The sequence below is a fragment of the Amycolatopsis sp. cmx-4-61 genome, from assembly GCF_046548775.1.
Taxonomy (GTDB): Bacteria; Actinomycetota; Actinomycetes; order Mycobacteriales; family Pseudonocardiaceae; genus Amycolatopsis.
The window spans coordinates 194,141-211,642 of record NZ_JAEBEI010000006.1 but is presented as its reverse complement, the minus strand read 5'-3'; the positions used below and the strand labels follow the sequence as shown (position 1 = coordinate 211,642).

Annotated in this window: 16 protein-coding genes; 5 read left to right on the top strand and 11 right to left on the bottom strand. The window is 71.1% G+C overall.

From position 1 onward, the window contains the following. Nucleotides 1-29 precede the first annotated feature (29 nt). Nucleotides 30-1,823: an acetyl/propionyl/methylcrotonyl-CoA carboxylase subunit alpha gene (locus ACLJOU_RS19975; protein ID WP_410569155.1), complete on the bottom strand. Its 1,794-nt coding sequence runs from the start codon at nucleotides 1,821-1,823 to the stop codon at nucleotides 30-32. Nucleotides 1,824-1,929: 106 nt separating this feature from the next. Further along, complete coding sequence (locus tag ACLJOU_RS19970) at nucleotides 1,930-2,205, bottom strand: SAV_915 family protein (protein ID WP_410569154.1); 276 nt, start codon at nucleotides 2,203-2,205, stop codon at nucleotides 1,930-1,932. Between the two features lie 114 nt (nucleotides 2,206-2,319). Here ACLJOU_RS19970 and ACLJOU_RS19965 point away from each other — a divergent pair, with 114 nt between their 5' ends. Continuing rightward, nucleotides 2,320-3,042, top strand: a complete 723-nt coding sequence (locus ACLJOU_RS19965; RefSeq protein WP_410569153.1) for a hypothetical protein — start codon at nucleotides 2,320-2,322, stop codon at nucleotides 3,040-3,042. A gap of 96 nt (nucleotides 3,043-3,138) precedes the next feature. Here ACLJOU_RS19965 and ACLJOU_RS19960 read toward each other — a convergent pair whose 3' ends face one another. Then, the gene (locus ACLJOU_RS19960) at nucleotides 3,139-4,497 is read right to left on the bottom strand and encodes a dicarboxylate/amino acid:cation symporter (RefSeq protein WP_410569152.1); all 1,359 of its coding nucleotides are present in this window, start codon (nucleotides 4,495-4,497) and stop codon (nucleotides 3,139-3,141) included. A 100-nt stretch (nucleotides 4,498-4,597) separates the two neighbouring features. Then, the gene (locus ACLJOU_RS19955) at nucleotides 4,598-5,227 is read right to left on the bottom strand and encodes a Maf family protein (protein ID WP_410569151.1); all 630 of its coding nucleotides are present in this window, start codon (nucleotides 5,225-5,227) and stop codon (nucleotides 4,598-4,600) included. A 118-nt stretch (nucleotides 5,228-5,345) separates the two neighbouring features. On the opposite strand from ACLJOU_RS19955, the gene ACLJOU_RS19950 reads away from it, so the two are divergent. Further along, complete coding sequence (locus ACLJOU_RS19950; protein ID WP_410569150.1) at nucleotides 5,346-7,196, top strand: glycoside hydrolase family 3 protein; 1,851 nt, start codon at nucleotides 5,346-5,348, stop codon at nucleotides 7,194-7,196. Nucleotides 7,197-7,267: 71 nt separating this feature from the next. Here the strand turns inward: ACLJOU_RS19950 and ACLJOU_RS19945 are convergent, their stop codons facing one another. The 3 genes from ACLJOU_RS19945 to ACLJOU_RS19935 all read right to left on the bottom strand — a co-directional run bounded on the left by ACLJOU_RS19945 (nucleotide 7,268) and on the right by ACLJOU_RS19935 (nucleotide 11,202). Continuing rightward, entirely contained in the window at nucleotides 7,268-8,881 is a 1,614-nt protein-coding gene (locus ACLJOU_RS19945; protein WP_410569149.1) for a DHA2 family efflux MFS transporter permease subunit, read from the bottom strand. Further along, nucleotides 8,862-9,488: a helix-turn-helix transcriptional regulator gene (locus tag ACLJOU_RS19940; RefSeq protein WP_410569148.1), complete on the bottom strand. Its 627-nt coding sequence runs from the start codon at nucleotides 9,486-9,488 to the stop codon at nucleotides 8,862-8,864. The genes ACLJOU_RS19945 and ACLJOU_RS19940 overlap by 20 nt, the downstream gene beginning before the upstream one ends. 139 nt (nucleotides 9,489-9,627) lie before the next feature. Then, nucleotides 9,628-11,202: a TROVE domain-containing protein gene (locus tag ACLJOU_RS19935; RefSeq protein ID WP_410569147.1), complete on the bottom strand. Its 1,575-nt coding sequence runs from the start codon at nucleotides 11,200-11,202 to the stop codon at nucleotides 9,628-9,630. Between the two features lie 480 nt (nucleotides 11,203-11,682). Between ACLJOU_RS19935 and ACLJOU_RS19930 the strand changes: the two genes are divergently transcribed. Beyond that, complete coding sequence (locus ACLJOU_RS19930; RefSeq protein WP_410569146.1) at nucleotides 11,683-12,573, top strand: LLM class flavin-dependent oxidoreductase; 891 nt, start codon at nucleotides 11,683-11,685, stop codon at nucleotides 12,571-12,573. Nucleotides 12,574-12,577: 4 nt separating this feature from the next. Continuing rightward, on the top strand, nucleotides 12,578-13,036 hold the full coding sequence (locus tag ACLJOU_RS19925; RefSeq protein WP_410569145.1) for a MarR family winged helix-turn-helix transcriptional regulator: 459 nt from the start codon (nucleotides 12,578-12,580) through the stop codon (nucleotides 13,034-13,036). Here the strand turns inward: ACLJOU_RS19925 and ACLJOU_RS19920 are convergent. Both ACLJOU_RS19920 and ACLJOU_RS19915 read right to left on the bottom strand, forming a co-directional pair. Then, nucleotides 13,027-13,248: an acyl-CoA carboxylase subunit epsilon gene (locus tag ACLJOU_RS19920; protein ID WP_410569144.1), complete on the bottom strand. Its 222-nt coding sequence runs from the start codon at nucleotides 13,246-13,248 to the stop codon at nucleotides 13,027-13,029. The two genes, ACLJOU_RS19925 and ACLJOU_RS19920, sit on opposite strands and share 10 nt — an antisense overlap. Further along, nucleotides 13,245-14,882, bottom strand: coding sequence for an acyl-CoA carboxylase subunit beta (locus ACLJOU_RS19915; protein ID WP_410569143.1), 1,638 nt, complete (start codon nucleotides 14,880-14,882; stop codon nucleotides 13,245-13,247). The genes ACLJOU_RS19920 and ACLJOU_RS19915 overlap by 4 nt, the downstream gene beginning before the upstream one ends. 55 nt (nucleotides 14,883-14,937) lie before the next feature. On the opposite strand from ACLJOU_RS19915, the gene ACLJOU_RS19910 reads away from it, so the two are divergent. Beyond that, nucleotides 14,938-15,750 (top strand): GNAT family N-acetyltransferase, encoded by an 813-nt coding sequence (locus ACLJOU_RS19910; protein ID WP_410569142.1) that lies wholly within the window; start codon nucleotides 14,938-14,940, stop codon nucleotides 15,748-15,750. Here the strand turns inward: ACLJOU_RS19910 and ACLJOU_RS19905 are convergent. Both ACLJOU_RS19905 and ACLJOU_RS19900 read right to left on the bottom strand, forming a co-directional pair. Next, nucleotides 15,734-16,384, bottom strand: coding sequence for a response regulator (locus ACLJOU_RS19905; protein WP_410569141.1), 651 nt, complete (start codon nucleotides 16,382-16,384; stop codon nucleotides 15,734-15,736). The genes ACLJOU_RS19910 and ACLJOU_RS19905 overlap by 17 nt on opposite strands. After that, on the bottom strand, nucleotides 16,381-17,487 hold the full coding sequence (locus ACLJOU_RS19900) for a sensor histidine kinase (protein WP_410569140.1): 1,107 nt from the start codon (nucleotides 17,485-17,487) through the stop codon (nucleotides 16,381-16,383). Before ACLJOU_RS19900 ends, ACLJOU_RS19905 begins: the two co-directional genes overlap by 4 nt. Nucleotides 17,488-17,502: the final 15 nt, after the last annotated feature.

Genomic DNA, 17,502 nt, shown 5'->3' with positions numbered 1-17,502 from the left:
GCCCACCACGACATCTGTAACGAACCGCGCTACTTGATCTCCAGAAGCTGCGTGCCCTGCGTCACGGCCGCGCCGACCTCGACCGAAAGGCCGGTGACGGTGCCCGCTTTGTGGGCGGTGACCGGGTTCTCCATCTTCATGGCTTCGAGGACGACGATCAGCTCGCCGGCCTCGACGCTCTGGCCCTCTTCGACGGCCACCTTGACGATCGTGCCCTGCATCGGCGCCGTGACGGCGTCGCCGCTCACCGCGGCCTTGGTGCCGCCGGCGCGCTTGCGCGGCTTCGCCTTGACCGCCGTGCCGCCGCCACCGCCGCCTTCGAGCGCGAACCCGCCCGGCAGCGACACCTCGAGCCGCCGCCCGCCGACCTCGACGACGAGGTTCTGCCGCGGCTGCTCCTCGGCGGCCTCGACGTCCGGCGCCACGAACGGCTCGATCTTGTTGTCGAACTCCGTCTCGATCCAGCGCGTGTGCACGCTGAAGCCGTTCTCGTCGCCGATGAACGCCGGGTCGTTGACGATCACGCGGTCGAACGGCAGGACCGTCGCCATGCCTTCGACGACCATCTCGTCGAGGGCGCGGCGGCTGCGCTCCAGGGCGTTGTTGCGGTCCGACCCGGTGACGATCAGCTTGGCCAGCATCGAGTCGAACTGCCCGCCGATGACGCTGCCGGACTCGACGCCGGAGTCGACGCGCACGCCGGGGCCGCTCGGCGCGACGAACTTCGTCACCGTGCCCGGCGCCGGCAGGAAGCCGCGGCCGGCGTCCTCGCCGTTGATGCGGAACTCGATCGAGTGCCCGCGCGGCTCGGGGTCCTCGGTGATCCGCAGCTTCTCGCCGCGCGCGATGCGGAACATCTCGCGGACCAGGTCGAGCCCGGTCGTCTCCTCCGACACCGGGTGCTCGACCTGCAGGCGCGTGTTGACCTCGAGGAACGAGATCGTGCCGTCGGTCGCGACGAGGTACTCGACCGTGCCGGCGCCGTAGTAGCCGGCCTCCTTGCAGATCGCCTTCGCCGAGGAGTGGATGCGGGCGCGCTGCTCGTCGCTGAGGAACGGCGCGGGCGCCTCCTCGACGAGCTTCTGGTGCCGTCGCTGCAGCGAGCAGTCGCGGGTGCCGACGACGATCGCGTTGCCGTGCATGTCGGCCAGCACCTGCGCCTCGACGTGCCGCGGCTTGTCCAGGTACCGCTCGACGAAGCATTCGCCGCGGCCGAACGCCGCGACCGCTTCGCGCGTGGCCGATTCGAACAGCTCGGGGATCTCTTCGCGGGTGCGCGCGACCTTCAGGCCACGCCCGCCGCCGCCGAACGCGGCCTTGATGGCCACCGGCAGGCCGTGCTCGTCGGCGAACGCGACGATTTCGGCGGCGTCCTTGGCCGGCTCCTTCGTGCCCGGCACCAGCGGCGCGCCCGCGCGCATGGCGATGTGGCGGGCGGTGACCTTGTCACCGAGGTCGCGGATGGCCTGCGGGCTCGGCCCGATCCAGGTCAGCCCGGCGTCGAGGACGGCCTGGGCGAAGTCCGCGTTTTCGGAGAGGAAGCCGTAGCCCGGGTGCACCGAGTCGGCGCCCGCGCGCTTCGCGGCGTCGAGGATCTTCTCGATGTTCAGGTAGCTCTCGGCGGCCGTGGTGCCGCCCAGCGCGAAGGCCTCGTCGGCCAGCCGGACGTGGGGCGCATCGCGGTCCGGATCGGCGTACACCGCGACGCTGGCCAGGCCGGCGTCCTTGGCCGCTCTGATGACGCGTACCGCGATTTCGCCACGGTTGGCGACCAGGATCTTGGTCACCGGACCACCCGTGGATTCGCCGACCTGCTCGGCCACCCCGCACCTCCTGCGTCCGACAGCTGCATTGCTGACCGCCCACGCGGCATCAGGGAAGTCTACGGATCTGACGTCGGGAGTCTCTTGAGTGAGAGGTGAACCACGCTCAGACGTGGTGGCGCAGCTCCTCCGGCAGCGGCGAATCGAGCACGATCACGTCGTACGGGTTCGCCCGGTGCACCTTCGGCAGGTGCTCGGTGCTCACCAGCACCCACGGCTGGTGCTCGCCGCAGCAGTCGATCAGCCGGTCCAGCGCGGTGAACGCGACCAGCGCGGTGCGGCCGTCCGGCGTGCGGCGCAGCTCGATCGACGCGCCTTCGGTTTCGGCGCTGACCGGGCCGGTCGGGAGGTACAGAGCGGGTGGGAGGTTCGGGTTCGTCACCCGGACAACATAGACGGACACCGTCTGCTACGCCCGACCCCGTCGGGTTGAACCCGCCACATCGTGCCGGGGCGCTGCCGACACGCCGTCGCAAAGCGGCTTACGCTCTGTCTCATGCGGACTACGGCAGCGCGGACGCCCCGGTCGGCGCTGCTCACCGCGGTGCTGGCGGCGGTGGTCACCGTCGGCGCGATCGGCGCGGTGTTCCTGCTGCGCCCGCGCCCCGAGGCCCTCCCCGGGCCGGCCGAACCCGCTGCCGCGCCGGTGACACCCGCGGTGACCTGCGGCGGAGGGCCGTGCCGCCAGCTCGCGGCGGTGACGGTCGGGGGCACGCCGGTCGTGTTGCTGACCGACACGGTGGGCAGCTCGGCCCGCCTGCGCGTCGGTCCCGAGCCGGGCACTGTGTTCGAGCTGTCGATCGCCCAGCTGGGCGTGCGGCTGGACCAGAACTCGTTGCGCTGCATCGACGGGCCGGCCCCGGCGTGCCTGGTCCGCGGCGACGTCGGCGACGACGGCACGGCCGCGTACGGCGAACTGCTCGTCGGCAGCGGCGGGGTGTGGCGCGATCCGGGCAAGCCGTACTACGCGGACGCCGGGACGCTGTCGCTCTACGACGTGACGGCCGACGCCAGCCCCGACGTGATCGTGGTCCGCCACGACTGCCCGGACGCCGCCTCCGGCACCCCGAAGTGCGCGGCGGCCCCGGTGCTGGGCGAGGTGTACGACCTGTCGGGCCGGTCGGTGGGCTGCACCCGCCGGGTGACGTCGCCGTCGGACCTGCGCGGCTGGCCGGACATCCGCCTGACCCGCGCCGACCTCCGCACCTGCCCCTCCTGACCAGAGCGCCCCAATGTGGCCTTCGGTGCGTGAGACGCACCCAAGGCGGCCTTCGGTGCGTGAGACGCAACCAAGGCCGCCTTGGGGCGCTTGCGGTCAGGCGGGGGTCGGGGCGGGTTCGGTGTGCCGGGCCGCCGAGCCGTCGTCGGTGTGCAGGGGGTTGTCGGTCGGCGAGTTGAGGACCTCGTCGTCGAGGAGACCCTCGCTGCGCGCCACGATCGTCGGGACCACGATCTGGCCGGCCACGTTCGTCGCCGTGCGCATCATGTCCATGATCGGGTTGACCGAGTAGATCAGCGCCAGGCCCAGCGCCACCTGCTTGGCGTCGAGGCCGATGAACGACGTCGTCAGCGTGAACGCCGTCAGCCAGCCCGTGGTCCCGGCCGTCGCCAGTGCGCCGACCACGGCCACCACCACGATGCCCGCGTACTGCCAGAAGTTCAGGGACACCCCGGCCAGGTTGGCGACGAAGATCGCCGCGATCGCCGGGAACACCGCCGCGCAGCCGTCCATCTTGGTCGCGCTGCCGAGCGGGGTCGCGAAGGCCGCGTACGCCGGCTGGACACCGAGGTTGACCGCGGACTGGCGGGTCAGCGGCAGGGTCGCGGCCGAGGACTGCGAGGCGAACGCGAACTGGATCGCCGTGCCCGCCTTCGCGAAGAACTTCAGCGGGCTGACTTTGGCCACGAACTGCAGCAGGAGCGGGTAGACGACGAACAGCACGAGCAGGCAGCCGACGTACACCGCGAGCGTGGTGGAGAACAGCGGCCGGAACAGCGCGTCCCCGTAGTTGGACACCGCCGCGCCGATCAGGCCGACGATGCCGATCGGGGCCAGCCGGACGATCCAGCCGAGGTAGCGCTGGATGATCTCGAACACGCTCGTCGTGAAGTCCACGAACGGCTTCGCCCGGTCACCCAGGCTGTAGGCCGCCGCGCCGATGATCAACGCCAGGAACAGCACCTGCAGCGTCTCGCCGTCGGAGAACGCTTTCACGAAGTTCTCCGGCAGCAATCCGTTGACGAAGGCGTCCCACGAACCCCAGTGGTCGACGCTCTTCGCGGCCTTGTCGGCGTTCTTGGCCGTCGCCGCGACGCCGCCGAGCCCACCGGCGCCGGGGTTGAAGATCCGGCCGACCGCGATGCCGATCAGCGACGCGATGAACGACGTGATCGCGAACCACAGCACCGTCTTGCCGCCGAGGCGCGCGGCGGTGCGGCCGCCGCCCAGGCCGCGGAGGCTGTTGATGCCGACCACGATCGCCGTGAAGACCAGCGGGATCACCGCGATCTGCAGCAGCGTGGTGAAGATGGTGCCGATCTGGTCGAGGAGATCGGTCAGCCAGCCGGCCTCGGTCTGCCGCGCGACGACGCCCAGCAGGGCGCCGACGACGAGCGAGCCGAGAACCGCGGCCGCGAACACCCGCGGCTTGGTGTATGTCCGTACGAAAGACACGGGGCGACTCCGGTGCTCGAAAGTTTCCTGTCTTGCCTCGTGAAGAGAACGTTAGGCAAGGGGGCACTCTTCCGGATCACCCGTTGGTGTGGTGCCTTTCTCAGGATGCGGGAGGCCGCCAGAGATCCACGACACTCACGCCGACCTCGGCCAGCAGCCGGCGCGTCAGCGGGAGGCTGATGCCGATGACGCTCGTGTGGTCGCCGTGGAGTCCTTCGACGAACCAGCCGCCCCGGCCGTCGATCGTGAACCCGCCGGCGACGTTGAGCGGCTCCCCGGTGGCGACGTAGGCGTCGATCTCCGCCGGGCTCGGCGTGCCGAACCGGACGGTGGTCGCTTCCCAGCCGGCGGCCTCTTTCCCGCGGGCCCCGCCGTCGAGCCGGACGACCGCGTGGCCGGTGAGGAGTTCACCGGATGTTCCGGCCATCGCGGCCCAGCGGGCCCGGGCGACGTCCGGGTCGCCTGGTTTGCCGACCATCCGGCCGCCGATGTTGAGCATCGAGTCGCAGGCGACGACGACAGCGTCCGGATGGGCCGCGGCGACCTGGTCGAGCACCGCTTCGGCCTTGGCCGCGGCCAGGGCGGCGACCAGTTCCGACGGCGCCGGGTCGGTCAGGGACGCGGCGACGGCGTCCTCGTCGACGCCGGAGACGAACACGGCGGGATCGAGGCCGGCGGACCGCAGGACGGCGAGGCGGGCGGGGGACTGGGAGGCGAGGACGAACTGCACGACTGAAACTTACTTGACCAGGCGGTCGTGACCGAATTGTGACCGGCGTCACTCCACAGGAGAGCTAATTTGTTTTGGCTCGCAACTTATCGATCGACGGATCGTCACGGAGAGAACAATGCCGCTCCTCCGCACCACGAGATCATTGCGAACCACCGCCCTCGCCGGCCTTCTGCTCGCCGGCACGGCCCTCGTCCCGATGGCGTCCGCCGCCGCGGCGCCGCTCTACCGGAACCCGCACGCCCGCGTGGCCGACCGCGTGACCGACCTGATGGCGCGGATGACGCTCGAGGACAAGGTCGGGCAGATGACCCAGGGCGAGCGCGGTGCCGCGACCCCCGCGCAGGCCGCCGCGGCCCGGCTCGGCTCCATCCTCTCCGGCGGCGGTTCGACACCGACGCCGAACACGCCACAAGCCTGGGCGGACATGATCGATGCCTACCAGCGGGCGGCGACGTCGACCGGCCTCGGCATCCCGATCGTCTACGGCTCCGACACCGTGCACGGCCACAACAACGTCTACGGCGCCACGGTCTTCCCGCACAACATCGGCCTCGGTGCCGCGAACGACCCGCAGCTGGTCGAGCAGATCGGCGCGATCACCGCCGGCGAATCCGCGGCCACCGGCGTCAAGTGGGGCTTTGCGCCCTGCCTGTGCGTCGCCCGCGACGACCGCTGGGGCCGCACGTACGAGTCCTTCGGCGAGGTCCCGGCCAACGCCGTCGCGAATTCCGTGATCATCGAAGGCCTGCAGGGCTCTTCGCTCGCCGCCCCGACGTCGATCATGGCCACGGCCAAGCACTTCATCGGCGACGGCGGCACCACCGGCGGCGTCGACCAGGGCAACACCCAGATCAGCCTGGACGAGCTGCGCCGCATCCACCTGCCGCCGTTCCAGGCCGCGGTCGCCCACGGCGTCGGCTCGGTGATGATCAGCTTCAACAGCTGGAACGGCGTCAAGGACCACGGCAACAAGTTCCTCATCACCGACCTGCTCAAGGGTGAGCTGGGCTTCTCCGGGTACGTCGTCTCCGACTGGAACGGCATCGACCAGATCGACGGCCAGCCGGGGTTCACCGCGGCCGAGGTCAGCCAGGCCGTCAACGCCGGCATCGACATGGCCATGGTCCCCAACGACTACCTGAAGTTCACCAGCACGCTGACGGCCGAAGTCCGCAACGGGCACGTCCCGATGTCCCGCATCGACGACGCCAACCGGCGGATCCTCACGAAGAAGTTCGAGCTGGGCCTGTTCGAGCACCCGTACACCGACCGCTCGCTGCAGCAGGACTTCGGCAGCGCGGCGCACCGCGCCGTGGCGCGCCAGGCCGTGCGCGAGTCGCAGGTGCTGCTGAAGAACGACGGCGTGCTGCCGCTGGCGAAGCAGAACAACAAGATCTTCGTGGCCGGGAAGAACGCGAACGACCTGGGCAACCAGGCCGGCGGCTGGACGCTGACCTGGCAGGGCCAGAGCGGCGAGCGGGTGATCCCGGGCACGACGATCCTCGACGGCATCAAAGCCGGTGCCGGGAAGGGCACGGGGGTGACCTATGACCGTGCGGGTAACGGAATCGACGCCAGCTACAAGGTCGCGGTCGCCGTGGTGGGCGAAACGCCGTACGCCGAGGGGCAGGGAGACCGGCCGAACGGACTCGGCCTCGACGCCGAAGACGTCGCCCTCATCGGCAAGCTGAAGGCGTCCGGGGTGCCGCTGGTCGTGGTGACCGTCTCCGGGCGGCCGCTGGACATCGCGGCGCAGCTGCCGTCGGCGAGGGGACTGCTGGCCGCCTGGCTGCCGGGCTCGGAAGGCGCCGGTGTCGCGGACGTGCTCTACGGCGACTACAACCCGACCGGCAAGCTGAGCTTCACCTGGCCGAAGAGCTCTTCGCAGGAACCGATCAACGCCGGTGACGGCAAGCAGGGCCTGTTCCCGTACGGGTACGGCCTGTCCTACAGCCGTCGCCGCTAGGCCACCGCTCCCGCGGTCCGTGCAGGCCCCCGCTCCGGTAACCCGACACCGGTGCGGGGGCCTGCGCGGTCTCAGGCCGCGGCGGTTTCGGGCGCCGGCGCCGGGGTTTGCCAGCGCGGCTTGACCCGCTGCATCACGGCCGCCGAAAGCACCCCGAGCAGGAGCACGCCCATCGGCAGCAGCATCGTGACGCGGGCCGCGTCGGTCAGTCCACTCTGGACAGCGTCGCGGGCCAGCTTCCCCGCCTGCGCGGCGATCTCCGCGGGCAGTCCCGGCATCGGCGCCGCGCCGCCCGCCGAGCCGAACTCGCCGGTGCTCGCCGCCGCGTGCGCGATCCCCTCGGCGAACGGCGCCCGGTACGGCTCCGGCAGCTGCGAGGCCGCCTTCGTCGCCTCGTCCGCGATGGACGCGCTGATCCGCGCCTGCAGCAGCACGCCGATCGCCGCGCTGCCGAGCACCCCGCCCACCTGGCGCGCGGTGTTGAAGATGCCGGACGCGGTCCCGGCCAGCCGCGGCTCCACCGACCCCATCGTCAGGTTGCTCATCGGCGAGAAGATGCAGCCGATGCCCAGGCCGCACACCAGCAGCGCCGGGACGAACGTCCACGCGTTGCTGTCCGGCGCCGCCTGCAGCGCGATGATCCCGAGCCCGGCCGCGAGCGCCGCCAAGCCGAACATCACCAGATACTTGCCGTTCACCTTGTCCGACGCGCGCCCGACGAAGGGCGCGATGATCCCGGACAGCAGCGACATCGGCGCGGTGAGCAGGCCGCCCATGGTGGGGCTCAGCCCGAGCACCGACTGGATGTAGATGACCAGCGGCAGGAACATGCCGGTCATCGCGAAGCCGACGGTCGCCGCGGTGAACGTCCCGGCCGAGAAGTTGCGGTTCGAGAACACCTGCAGCGGCAGCAGCGGCTCGCGCCGGTTGACCCGCTGCCACACCAGGAAGGCGATCATCAGCACCACACCGGCGCCGATGATCTCGAACACCGTGATGCCGCCGAAGACCGTGCCCCAGTCGTACTGCTGGCCGTTCTGGACGCCGAACACGATGCACAGCAGCGCCGCGCTCGAAAGCACGATCCCGAGCAGGTCGAACGAGTGCGAGTGCTTCGGCTGCCAGTCCGGCACCAGCAGCACCGTGAGCACGACGGCGACCACGCCGATCGGCACGTTGACGTAGAAGATCCACTCCCAGCCGAGGTGGTCGACCAGCACGCCGCCGAGCAGCGGGCCGGCGATCGTCGCCAGGCCGGCGACGCCGCCCCACATGCCCATCGCCGGGCCGCGCTTGGCCGGCGGGAACAGGTGCGTGATGAACGCCAGCGTCTGCGGCGTCATCAGGGCGGCACCGAGCCCCTGCACGGCCCGCGCGGCGATGAGCATCTCCACGTTGCCGGACAGGCCGCACCACAGCGACGCGCCGGTGAACACGACGAGCCCGGCGAGGAACACCCGCTTCGGGCCGAAGCGGTCACCGAGCCGGCTGGTGAACAGCATCGGCACGGCGTAGGTGAGCAGGTAGACGCTGATCACCCAGACGATGGAGTTCAGCCCGGCGCCCAGTTCGCGCAGCATGGTCGGGATCGCGATCGACACGATGGTCGTGTCGAGCAGGATCATGAAGAAGCCGAGGCACAGCGCACCCAGCGCGGCCCACGGGTTAGCTTGTCTTGCGTTCATCGTCGTCTTCCCTGGTGATGAGCGTGAGCTTGGGTTGTCCGTTGTCCTTGAAGGTGATCCGCCCGGACTCGAGGTCGTCGTGGAGCCGTTCGGTCCACTCGAGCTCGAACTTCCGGTGGTCGCACTGGTAGCGCCAGTCCAGCCAGTAGATCGGCGGCGTCTCGTCCTCCGCCAGCCGCTGCAGCACCGCGTCGTCCCCGGCCACCGCGGCGCGCAGCCGGGTGATCCGGTGTTCGAGCTCGACCAACGCCGTCTCGCGCCCGAGTTCGTCGATCACGCCGAGCCCGGACAGGTAGGCGGGGAACTCGGTGGCGAGGTCGCCGAGCAGCTCGCGGCCGCGCTGGGTGAACTCGTCCAGCCCGGTCTGGGTCATGCCGTAGACGGTGCGCTCGGGCCGTCGTCCGTCACGTTGCGTGTCGACGACCTCGATGAGCCCGCCCCGGAGCAGGCGCTCCACCGTGTGGTAGAGCGAGCCGGCTTTGACGTTGACCCGCATGTGGACGTACCGCTCGCGCATGAGCTGGGCCATCTCGTACGGGTGCATCGGCCCCTCGTGGAGCAGCTCCAGCACGGCGAGGCCGAGCGGGGTCAGCTTGGGTGAGGCCATGATCGGATCCCTCCACGTCGGTTATTCCACGTGGACTATACGGGGTGGATTAGTGCGTGGTCCACGGTCTTTCTTGTGACGGTCCGTACACAGCGTGCAGGCCCCCATGATGTCGTCACGGGGGCCTGCACGGCGTCTCTCAGAAGGGCCAGTCGGCGCTCCGGCCCCGCTCGATCAGCGGGATCATCCGGAACGCCTGGTCGGTCAGGCCGCCGAACGTGTGCCGGTGCCCGCCGCCGGACGGCGCGTGGCCGGCCCGGTAGCCCGCGAGGTTCCACGTGTACAGCGGCACGTGCGCGGGCAGCGCCTGCCCGACGTCGCCGTACGCGGCCTGCTCGTCGGTGAGGATCACGACGCGGTCGTGCCGCGCGAAGTGCTTCTTCACCGCGCCGGCCGTGTCGGTGCCGCCGCCGATGAAGAAGCCGCCGGACTTCCAGCGCTCGACGTCGCTCAGCAGCGAGCCACCGCGACGCAGCTTGAACACCTTGGTGCCCTTGCGGCCCGCCCAGTAGCCGTCCGAGAACGACACGACGTCGGCCTGCGCGCAGCGGCGGGCGAGCGCCAGGCCGAAGACCGCGGCCGCGTCCCAGCGCAGCAGGCTGCCGTCCTTGCTGAACCGGTCGTTCATCGACGCCGACGTGTCGACGAGGACGAGCGTCCGGCCGTCCAGCTTCGGCACGTTGGCCAGCGCGTGCGCGATCGCCCGCTCGAGCGCCCACGCCCACCGCAGCGAGGGCGCCGCGCGGTGGGCCGCGAGGAACCGCATCGGCAGCTGCCGGGACTTCGCGACCTGCACGGGGTCGGCGAGCCGCTCGGCGACGCGGTGGGCGACCGCGTCCGAGACGCCGGCCTCGTCGAAGTTGCGGAGGTTCCGCAGCCGGGCCATGTACCCCATCGACGGGATCAGCGCCTCCCAGACGCGGGCGTCCAGCGGACCCTGCAGCCACCCGGCGACGGACTCCCACGTCATGCCCGCGGTGCGGAGCACGTCGGCGGCGTCCGGCCGGTCGAAGAGCTTCCGGCGGTCGCCGACGTCCCAGGACAGCAGCTCGGCGCGGGCGCGCAGGGTGCCGAGGGACTCCGGGATCGCGTTGCCGCGGTCGTGCCGCTCGTCGATGATGTGCTTGAACAGCTCACCCCCGCCTGCCGGGTGGGTCAGCTCGAGGACGTCGGCGAACCGGAACGCCCGCGCGGCGGAGTCCCACTTGGCGAAGGACCGCTCGTCGTAGAGCTTCGCCGCGGCGTCGGCGACGCCGCGCTTGACCGGCTTCGGGACGGCGCGGCCGTGCACGGAGGTCCAGTAGGCGAGCAGCTCACCGGGCTCGTCGGCCCGCTGCAGCACGTCGGCGACGACCTGACGGCTCAGGCCGTCGAGGCCGGCGTCGCGGCGCGCCTTGGCGAACTCGGCGGCCCCGACGAGCGACGCCGTCCGCAGGTGCGCGCCGGAGCGCAGCCAGCGCAGGAACCGCGCCGTCCACTGCGGATCGTCCAAGGTGGACTGACGGACCAGCTCGGCGTACCGCGTGTCACGCGTGTCCGCGGACTCGTAGAAGGTGTGCTCGCCGACCATGTTGGCCACGGCGAGCAGGAAGAGCTCGGACTTGGTGTCGCGCAGATACCCGGCACCGCCCTGGTGCGTGACGGTGGACGGCGTGGCCTCCCCGCGGACCGGAGAGGTCGCGGCGGGCGCGCGTGCGGTGTTGAACTTGCTCATTTCTCCCCCTGATTTTTTTGCGGGGGAGCCACGGCCACAGCGATGCCCGAGATCGAAGTCGGTGAAGGTACATAGCTGCTCTAGGCCACTGAGCTACCGGACCGCAGGTGGTCCGGGAGGGATTCGAACCCCCGACCTGCCCATTAGGAGTGGAAGTAACCCTCGCCTGCGCACCGGGCACCGGTGTGGCCGTGGCTCCCGAGATCGGTGACGCACCGGGAGTGCGGATGAAGTTGGGTGCCCGAGGTCTTGAGTGGAGAAGGTGCGTTGACCGGCCACCGTGGTGGCCGGTTCCTGGATTCGAACCAAGTGATACCGAAGTAACCTTCCCCGTCGCACCGGGCGGAACCCAAGGTAGCAAGCGGACCGCTGCTGCACGATCGATTTTCCGGGAGCGGTCGGCGAGCGCGTCCACCACTTGTAGTTCGCACTAAGAACTATCTGTGATATGTTCGTAGTACGAACTAACTGGGAGGAATCATGACGTATTTCGGCATCGGCGTGTCCACGGCCGTCACCGCCGTCCCGGACACCCTGGAACTGGCCGTCCGCGCCGACCGGGGCGGTCTCGACCTGATCACCGTGTCCGATCACCCGTACCACGCCGACCGGCTCGACGCGTACGCCGAACTCGGTGTCCTGCTCGGGAAGACCGAACGGATCTCCGGCCTGGTCAGCGTCACCAACCTGGCGACGCGCCCGGCGTCGATGCTCGCGCGCACCGTGACGAGCCTGTCCGCCCTCACCGGCGGCCGGATCGTGCTCGGCATGGGTGTCGGCGGGCTGTGGGACGACATCGTGCGGCTCGGCTTCCCCAAGCTCACTCCCGGGCAGGCCGTCCGCGCCTTCGAGGAAGGGATCCGGCTGGTGAAGCTGCTCGGCGGGGGCGGCGAGCCGGTCACCTTCGACGGCGAGTTCCACCGGGTCACGAACCTCGAACCGGCCGCGGAAGCGATGCCGCCGGTGTGGACCGGCTCGGTCGGGCCCAAGTCCCTCGCCGTCACCGGGCGGGTGGCTGACGGGTGGCTGCCCGGGCACGCCGCCGACTGGCTCAGCGAGCGCTACCGCACGTCCCGGCCGCTGATCGACCAGGCCGCCGTCGAGGCCGGGCGCGACCCCGCCGAGATCGTCACCGTCTACAACTTTCCCGGCCGCATCACGGCGGAGCCGCTCGCCCGGACCCGCACCGGCGACGGCCGCTGGATCGGCGGGTCACCGGACCAGTGGATCGAGGAGCTGACCGGCGCGGTGCTGGAGCACGGCGCCGCCGGGTTCGTGCTCTTCGGGCCCGGCGGCAGCACGCCCGACCCGGCCGCGGCCGCGCGGTGGGCCGAGGAAATCGTGCCCGCGGTGCGGGACGCCGTAGGCTGACCGGATGGGGAAGAGCGGGGCGGACCTCGGCGTGGTGGCCGGGCTGGTGCGGGCGTCGTTCCTGGTGAACGCCGTCTACGCCGAGTCCGCCCGCGAATACGGGCTCACCGTGCAGCAGGGGCAGCTGCTGTGCGTGCTGATGGGCCGTCCGTACGGCATGGGCGACCTGGGCGGCACGCTCGGCCTCGAGAAATCGAGCCTCACCGGCCTGGTCGATCGCGCGGTCCGGCGCGGGCTCGTCCGCCGCGAGCCCGACCCGGCCGACCGCCGGGCCGTCCACGTCGTCCTGACCGGCGAAGGCCGCGAACTGGCCGAGGACTTCTACGCGGCGACGTGCCGCCGGGTCGACGAGCTGGCCGCGGGCCTGAGCACGCAGGACCGCGACCGGCTCGCGGCGCTGCTGGGCGCGATCGTGCGGGACAACGAAGTCCCGACGGTCTTCCTCGACGCCGTTCAGCCCTGAGGAAGACCCGAAGCGCGCCAAGCACCTTCGCCGGGGTGAAGCGGCTTGCGCAGCGAAGCGGCGTGATCGCCCCACCACGACGTACGCGGCTTCGGCTTCTCCGGTGCCTTCGCGGCCGACGCCGCGGCGACGACCGCCGTCAGCGCCGCCAGTTCGGCGTCGCTCGGGTTCCCGCGGACCACCCTCAGCAGGGGACGGCTTTCCTCGCTCACAGCGGGATGTTCCCGTGCTTCTTGGGCGGCAGCGACTCCCGCTTGTTCCGCAGCAGCGAGAGCGCGCGGGCCACGTGCCCGCGGGTGTGCGCCGGCACGATCACCGAGTCGACGTACCCGCGCTCGGCCGCCGCGTACGGGTTCAGCAGCGTGTCCTCGTACTCCTGGATCAGCTCGGCGCGCAGTGCGTCGACGTCCTTGCCCTCGTTCGCCGCGTTGGCGAGGGTCTTGCGGTGGACGATGTTGGCCGCGCCCTGGGCACCCATCACCGCGACCTGCGCGGTCGGCCAGGCCAGGTTGATGTCGGCGCCGAGGTGCTTCGACCCCATGACGTCGTACGCGCCGCCGTACGCCTTGCGCGTGATGATCGTGACCAGCGGGACCGTGGCCTCCGCGTAGGCGTAGATCAGCTTCGCGCCGCGGCGGATGATGCCGTTCCACTCCTGGTCGGTCCCCGGGAGGAAGCCCGGGACGTCGACGAAGGTGAGCACCGGGATGTTGAACGCGTCGCAGGTGCGGACGAACCGCGCGGCCTTCTCGGACGCGTCGATGTCGAGGCAGCCGGCGAACTGCGTCGGCTGGTTGGCGACGACGCCGACGCTGTGGCCGTCGACGCGGCCGAACCCGACGATGATGTTCGGCGCGAACAGCTCGTGGACCTCGAGGAAGTCGCCGTCGTCGACCACCCGGGTGATGACCTCGTGCATGTCGTACGGGGTGTTCGGCGAGTCCGGGATGATCGTGTCGAGCTCGCGGTCCGAGTCGGTGACGTCGTCGAAGAACCCGGGCCGGTCGGCGGGCGGCTCGAACGCCGGCGCGTCGGAGAGGTTGTTCTGCGGCAGGTAGGAGAGCAGTTCCTTGACGTAGGCGATGGCGTCCTCGTCGTCGGAGCCCAGGTAGTGCGCGACGCCGGACTTCGTGTTGTGCGTGCGGCCGCCGCCGAGCTCCTCGAAGGTGACGTCCTCGCCGGTGACCGTCTTGACGACGTCGGGGCCGGTGATGAACATCTGCGACGTCTCGTCGACCATCACGATGAAGTCGGTGAGCGCGGGGGAGTAGACGTGGCCACCGGCGTTCGCGCCCATGATCAGCGAGATCTGCGGGATGACGCCGGACGCCTTGACGTTGCGGTTGAAGATCTCGCCGTAGAGGCCGAGCGAGACGACACCTTCCTGGATGCGCGCGCCGCCGCCCTCGTTGATGCCGATGATCGGGCGGCCGGTCTTGATCGCCAGGTCCATCACCTTGACGATCTTCTCGCCGTAGACCTCGCCGAGGCTGCCGCCGAAGACGGTCACGTCCTGGCTGAACACGCAGACCGGGCGGCCGTCGACGGTGCCGTAGCCGGTGACGACGCCGTCGCCGTAGGGCCGGTTCTTCTCCTGGCCGAAGTTGGTCGAGCGGTGCCGGGCGAGCTCGTCGAGCTCGACGAACGAGTTCTCGTCGAGCAGCAGCTCGATGCGTTCGCGCGCGGTCTTCTTGCCCTTGGCGTGCTGCTTCTCCACCGCACGGGCCGAGCCGGCGTGCACCGCCTCGTCGTAGCGGCGATAGAGGTCGGCCAGCTTGCCGGCCGTGGTGTGGATGTCCGGTTCATCCTCGGGCGGCGTCCCGAGCGGCTCCGTCGCACTGCTCATGCCACGGGAGCTTAACTACTTGTCGGTCACTTGGCGTGTGGCGTAGGCAACGTCCGTGGAGATCCGCACCCTGACCGCCGCCGACCTGCCCGCCTGCTCCGACCTGGCCGAGTCCCGCTCATGGCCGCGCGAGCCACCGAAGTGGCGGCTGCTGCACGAGACCGGAACGCTGTTCGGGATCGACGCCCCGGACGGTCCCGGGCTGGCGGCGTCCGCGGCCTTGGTGGTGTTCGGCTCGGTGGTGTTCGGCTCGGTGGCGTTGGGCTCGGTGGCGTCGATTTCGATGGTGCTGGTCGCGCCCCGCCACGGGCGGCGGGGGCTGGGCCGCGCGATCACCGAGCGGGCGGTCGCGGCGGCCGGGGACCGGGTGGTGTGGCTGCACGCTTCGACGCTCGGCCGGCCGCTGTACGAGTCGATGGGGTTCGTGGCCGACGGCGGTTGCCGGGGGCACGTCGGCCGATTCGCCGACGACGGCGGTCCGGGCGCTTCGCCCGGCTCGTTGGCCGAGGTGCTCCCGCTGGATCTCGCCGCGCACGGCGTGGATCGGCGGCCGTTCCTGGCGCGGCTGGGAACGCCGTTCGTGGTCGACGGGGGGTTCGCGTTCGGGACGGACATCGGGCACGTGACCGTGATCGGGCCGGTCGTGGCGCGGTCGGTGGAGCAGGCGAAGGCCCTGATCCGCGGGGTGGCGCGGACCGTGCCGGGGGAGGTTCGGGTGGATCCGGACTTCCGGTTCCCTTCGCTGGCGGGGTGGCTCGAGGAGCGCGGGCTGGTTCCGGGGCCGTTGGCGCCGCGGCTGGTCTTGGGTGGCCGTTCGCTGCCGGGGGATTCCTCGATGCGGTTCGCGCCGTTCACACGGGCGGTGTAGGCCGGATCAGGCCCGATTCGTAGGCGACGATCACCAGCTGGGCCCGGTCCCGCGCGGCCAGCTTGTGCAGCAGGCGGCCGACGTGGGTCTTGACCGTGGCGATGCCCAGGTGCAGGCGCGCGGCGATCTCGTCGTTCGACAGGCCCCGCGCGATCAACGTCAGGACCTCCTGCTCGCGAGCCGTGACGCCGTCCAGGCGGGTCACCGGGCCCGACGGCAGCCGCGCGAACTCCGCCACCAGGCGTCGCGTCACCGAGGGGGCCAGCAGGGCGTCGCCGGAGGCGACCACCTCGATCGCCGCCAGCAGGTCCGCCGGGCGGGTGTCCTTCAAGAGGAAGCCGCTCGCTCCGGCGCGCAACGCCGAATAGACGTACTCGTCCAGGTCGAACGTGGTCAGCATGAGGACCCGGACGTCCGTCTCCGCGCAGATGCGGCGCGTGGCCTCGATGCCGTCCATCTCCGGCATCCGGACGTCCATGAGCACGACGTCCGGCCGCTCCACGCGGGTCAGCGCCACCGCCTCGGCGCCGTCGGACGCCTCGCCCACCACTTCGAGGCCCGGTGCGCTGTCGACCAGCACCCGGAAGCTGCCCCGCAGCAGGGCCTGGTCGTCGGCGATCAGGACGCGGGTCATCGGGCCACCGCCGTTTCCGCGTAGGGCAGCCGCGCGAACACGCGGAAGCCGGTTCCGGTGGGCGCCGCGGAGAATTCGCCTACGTAGACCGCGACGCGCTCGCGCATCCCGATCAGCCCGTGGCCGGGGACGGCCTCGCCGCCGCGGCCGTCGTCGAGCACCTCGATGGTCACCTCGCCCTCGCCGCCGGTGACGTGGACCCGGCACGTCGCCGCGTCCGCGTGCTTGACCACATTGGTCAGTGCCTCCTGCACGATCCGGTACACCGACTGGCCGACGCCGCTCGGCAGCTCGGTGAGGCCGTCGACGACCAGGTCGACGGCGGGCCCCGCCTGCTGGGCGCGTTCGGCGAGCGCCCGCAGGTCGTCGAGCGACGGGGCGGGCGCCAGCGCCGGGACGCCGGTGCCGTCGCGCAGCACGCCGAGCATGCGCCGCAGCTCGGCCAGCGTCTCGCGGCTCGTGTCTTCGATGACCCGCAAGGCTTCCCGTGCCTGGTCGGGCTGCTCGAGGGCGACGTGGTTGCCGACCGCGGCCTTCACCGCGATCAGGCTCATGCTGTGCGCGACGACGTCGTGCATCTCGCGCGCGATCCGCAGCCGTTCCGCGGAAACCGCCTGCTGCGCATGGGTTTCCCGCTCGATCGCGGCGTGCTCGCGGCGGCCGTGGACGGCGATGCCGAGCGCGAACCCGACGACCAGCGCCGACGTGCCGAAGTTCACCGTCGTCGCCGTGCTCGGGTTCGGCACCGCGACGCCGAGCAGGCCGACTCCGAGCAGGCCGGCCACGAACCCGGCCCGCGAGGCGCGGCTGCCGCGGCGCACCACGAACGAGTAGAGCGCGCACCCGGCCGACACGACGGCGACCGCCAGCACCGGGCCGCCGATCGGGATCGCCGCCGCGGTCAGCACGAGCGAAAGGACGTAGGCGGGCCGCGGCCACCAGCGCCGCACCACGATCGGGGCGACGCTCGTCAGCAGGATCGCCCAGCCGAGCCAGGCGGGCAGCCACGGCGGCAGCGACCACGCGCCGGCGGCGAGGTTGCCGCCGGCCCCCAGGGTCAGCACCAGGACGGCGAGGGCGTCCAAGACGACGCGAATGCGCATGAACCGACCGTAATG

Excerpts from the sequence above, each read along its gene's own strand:
- ACLJOU_RS19965 (WP_410569153.1), top strand. The coding sequence starts at position 2,320 with ATGCGGACTACGGCAGCGCGGACGCCCCGGTCGGCGCTGCTCACCGCG.
- ACLJOU_RS19950 (WP_410569150.1), top strand. The coding sequence starts at position 5,346 with ATGCCGCTCCTCCGCACCACGAGATCATTGCGAACCACCGCCCTCGCC.
- ACLJOU_RS19945 (WP_410569149.1), bottom strand. The coding sequence starts at position 8,881 with ATGAACGCAAGACAAGCTAACCCGTGGGCCGCGCTGGGTGCGCTGTGC.
- ACLJOU_RS19940 (WP_410569148.1), bottom strand. The coding sequence starts at position 9,488 with ATGGCCTCACCCAAGCTGACCCCGCTCGGCCTCGCCGTGCTGGAGCTG.
- ACLJOU_RS19935 (WP_410569147.1), bottom strand. The coding sequence starts at position 11,202 with ATGAGCAAGTTCAACACCGCACGCGCGCCCGCCGCGACCTCTCCGGTC.
- ACLJOU_RS19930 (WP_410569146.1), top strand. The coding sequence starts at position 11,683 with ATGACGTATTTCGGCATCGGCGTGTCCACGGCCGTCACCGCCGTCCCG.
- ACLJOU_RS19925 (WP_410569145.1), top strand. The coding sequence starts at position 12,578 with ATGGGGAAGAGCGGGGCGGACCTCGGCGTGGTGGCCGGGCTGGTGCGG.
- ACLJOU_RS19915 (WP_410569143.1), bottom strand. The coding sequence starts at position 14,882 with ATGAGCAGTGCGACGGAGCCGCTCGGGACGCCGCCCGAGGATGAACCG.
- ACLJOU_RS19905 (WP_410569141.1), bottom strand. The coding sequence starts at position 16,384 with ATGACCCGCGTCCTGATCGCCGACGACCAGGCCCTGCTGCGGGGCAGC.
- ACLJOU_RS19900 (WP_410569140.1), bottom strand. The coding sequence starts at position 17,487 with ATGCGCATTCGCGTCGTCTTGGACGCCCTCGCCGTCCTGGTGCTGACC.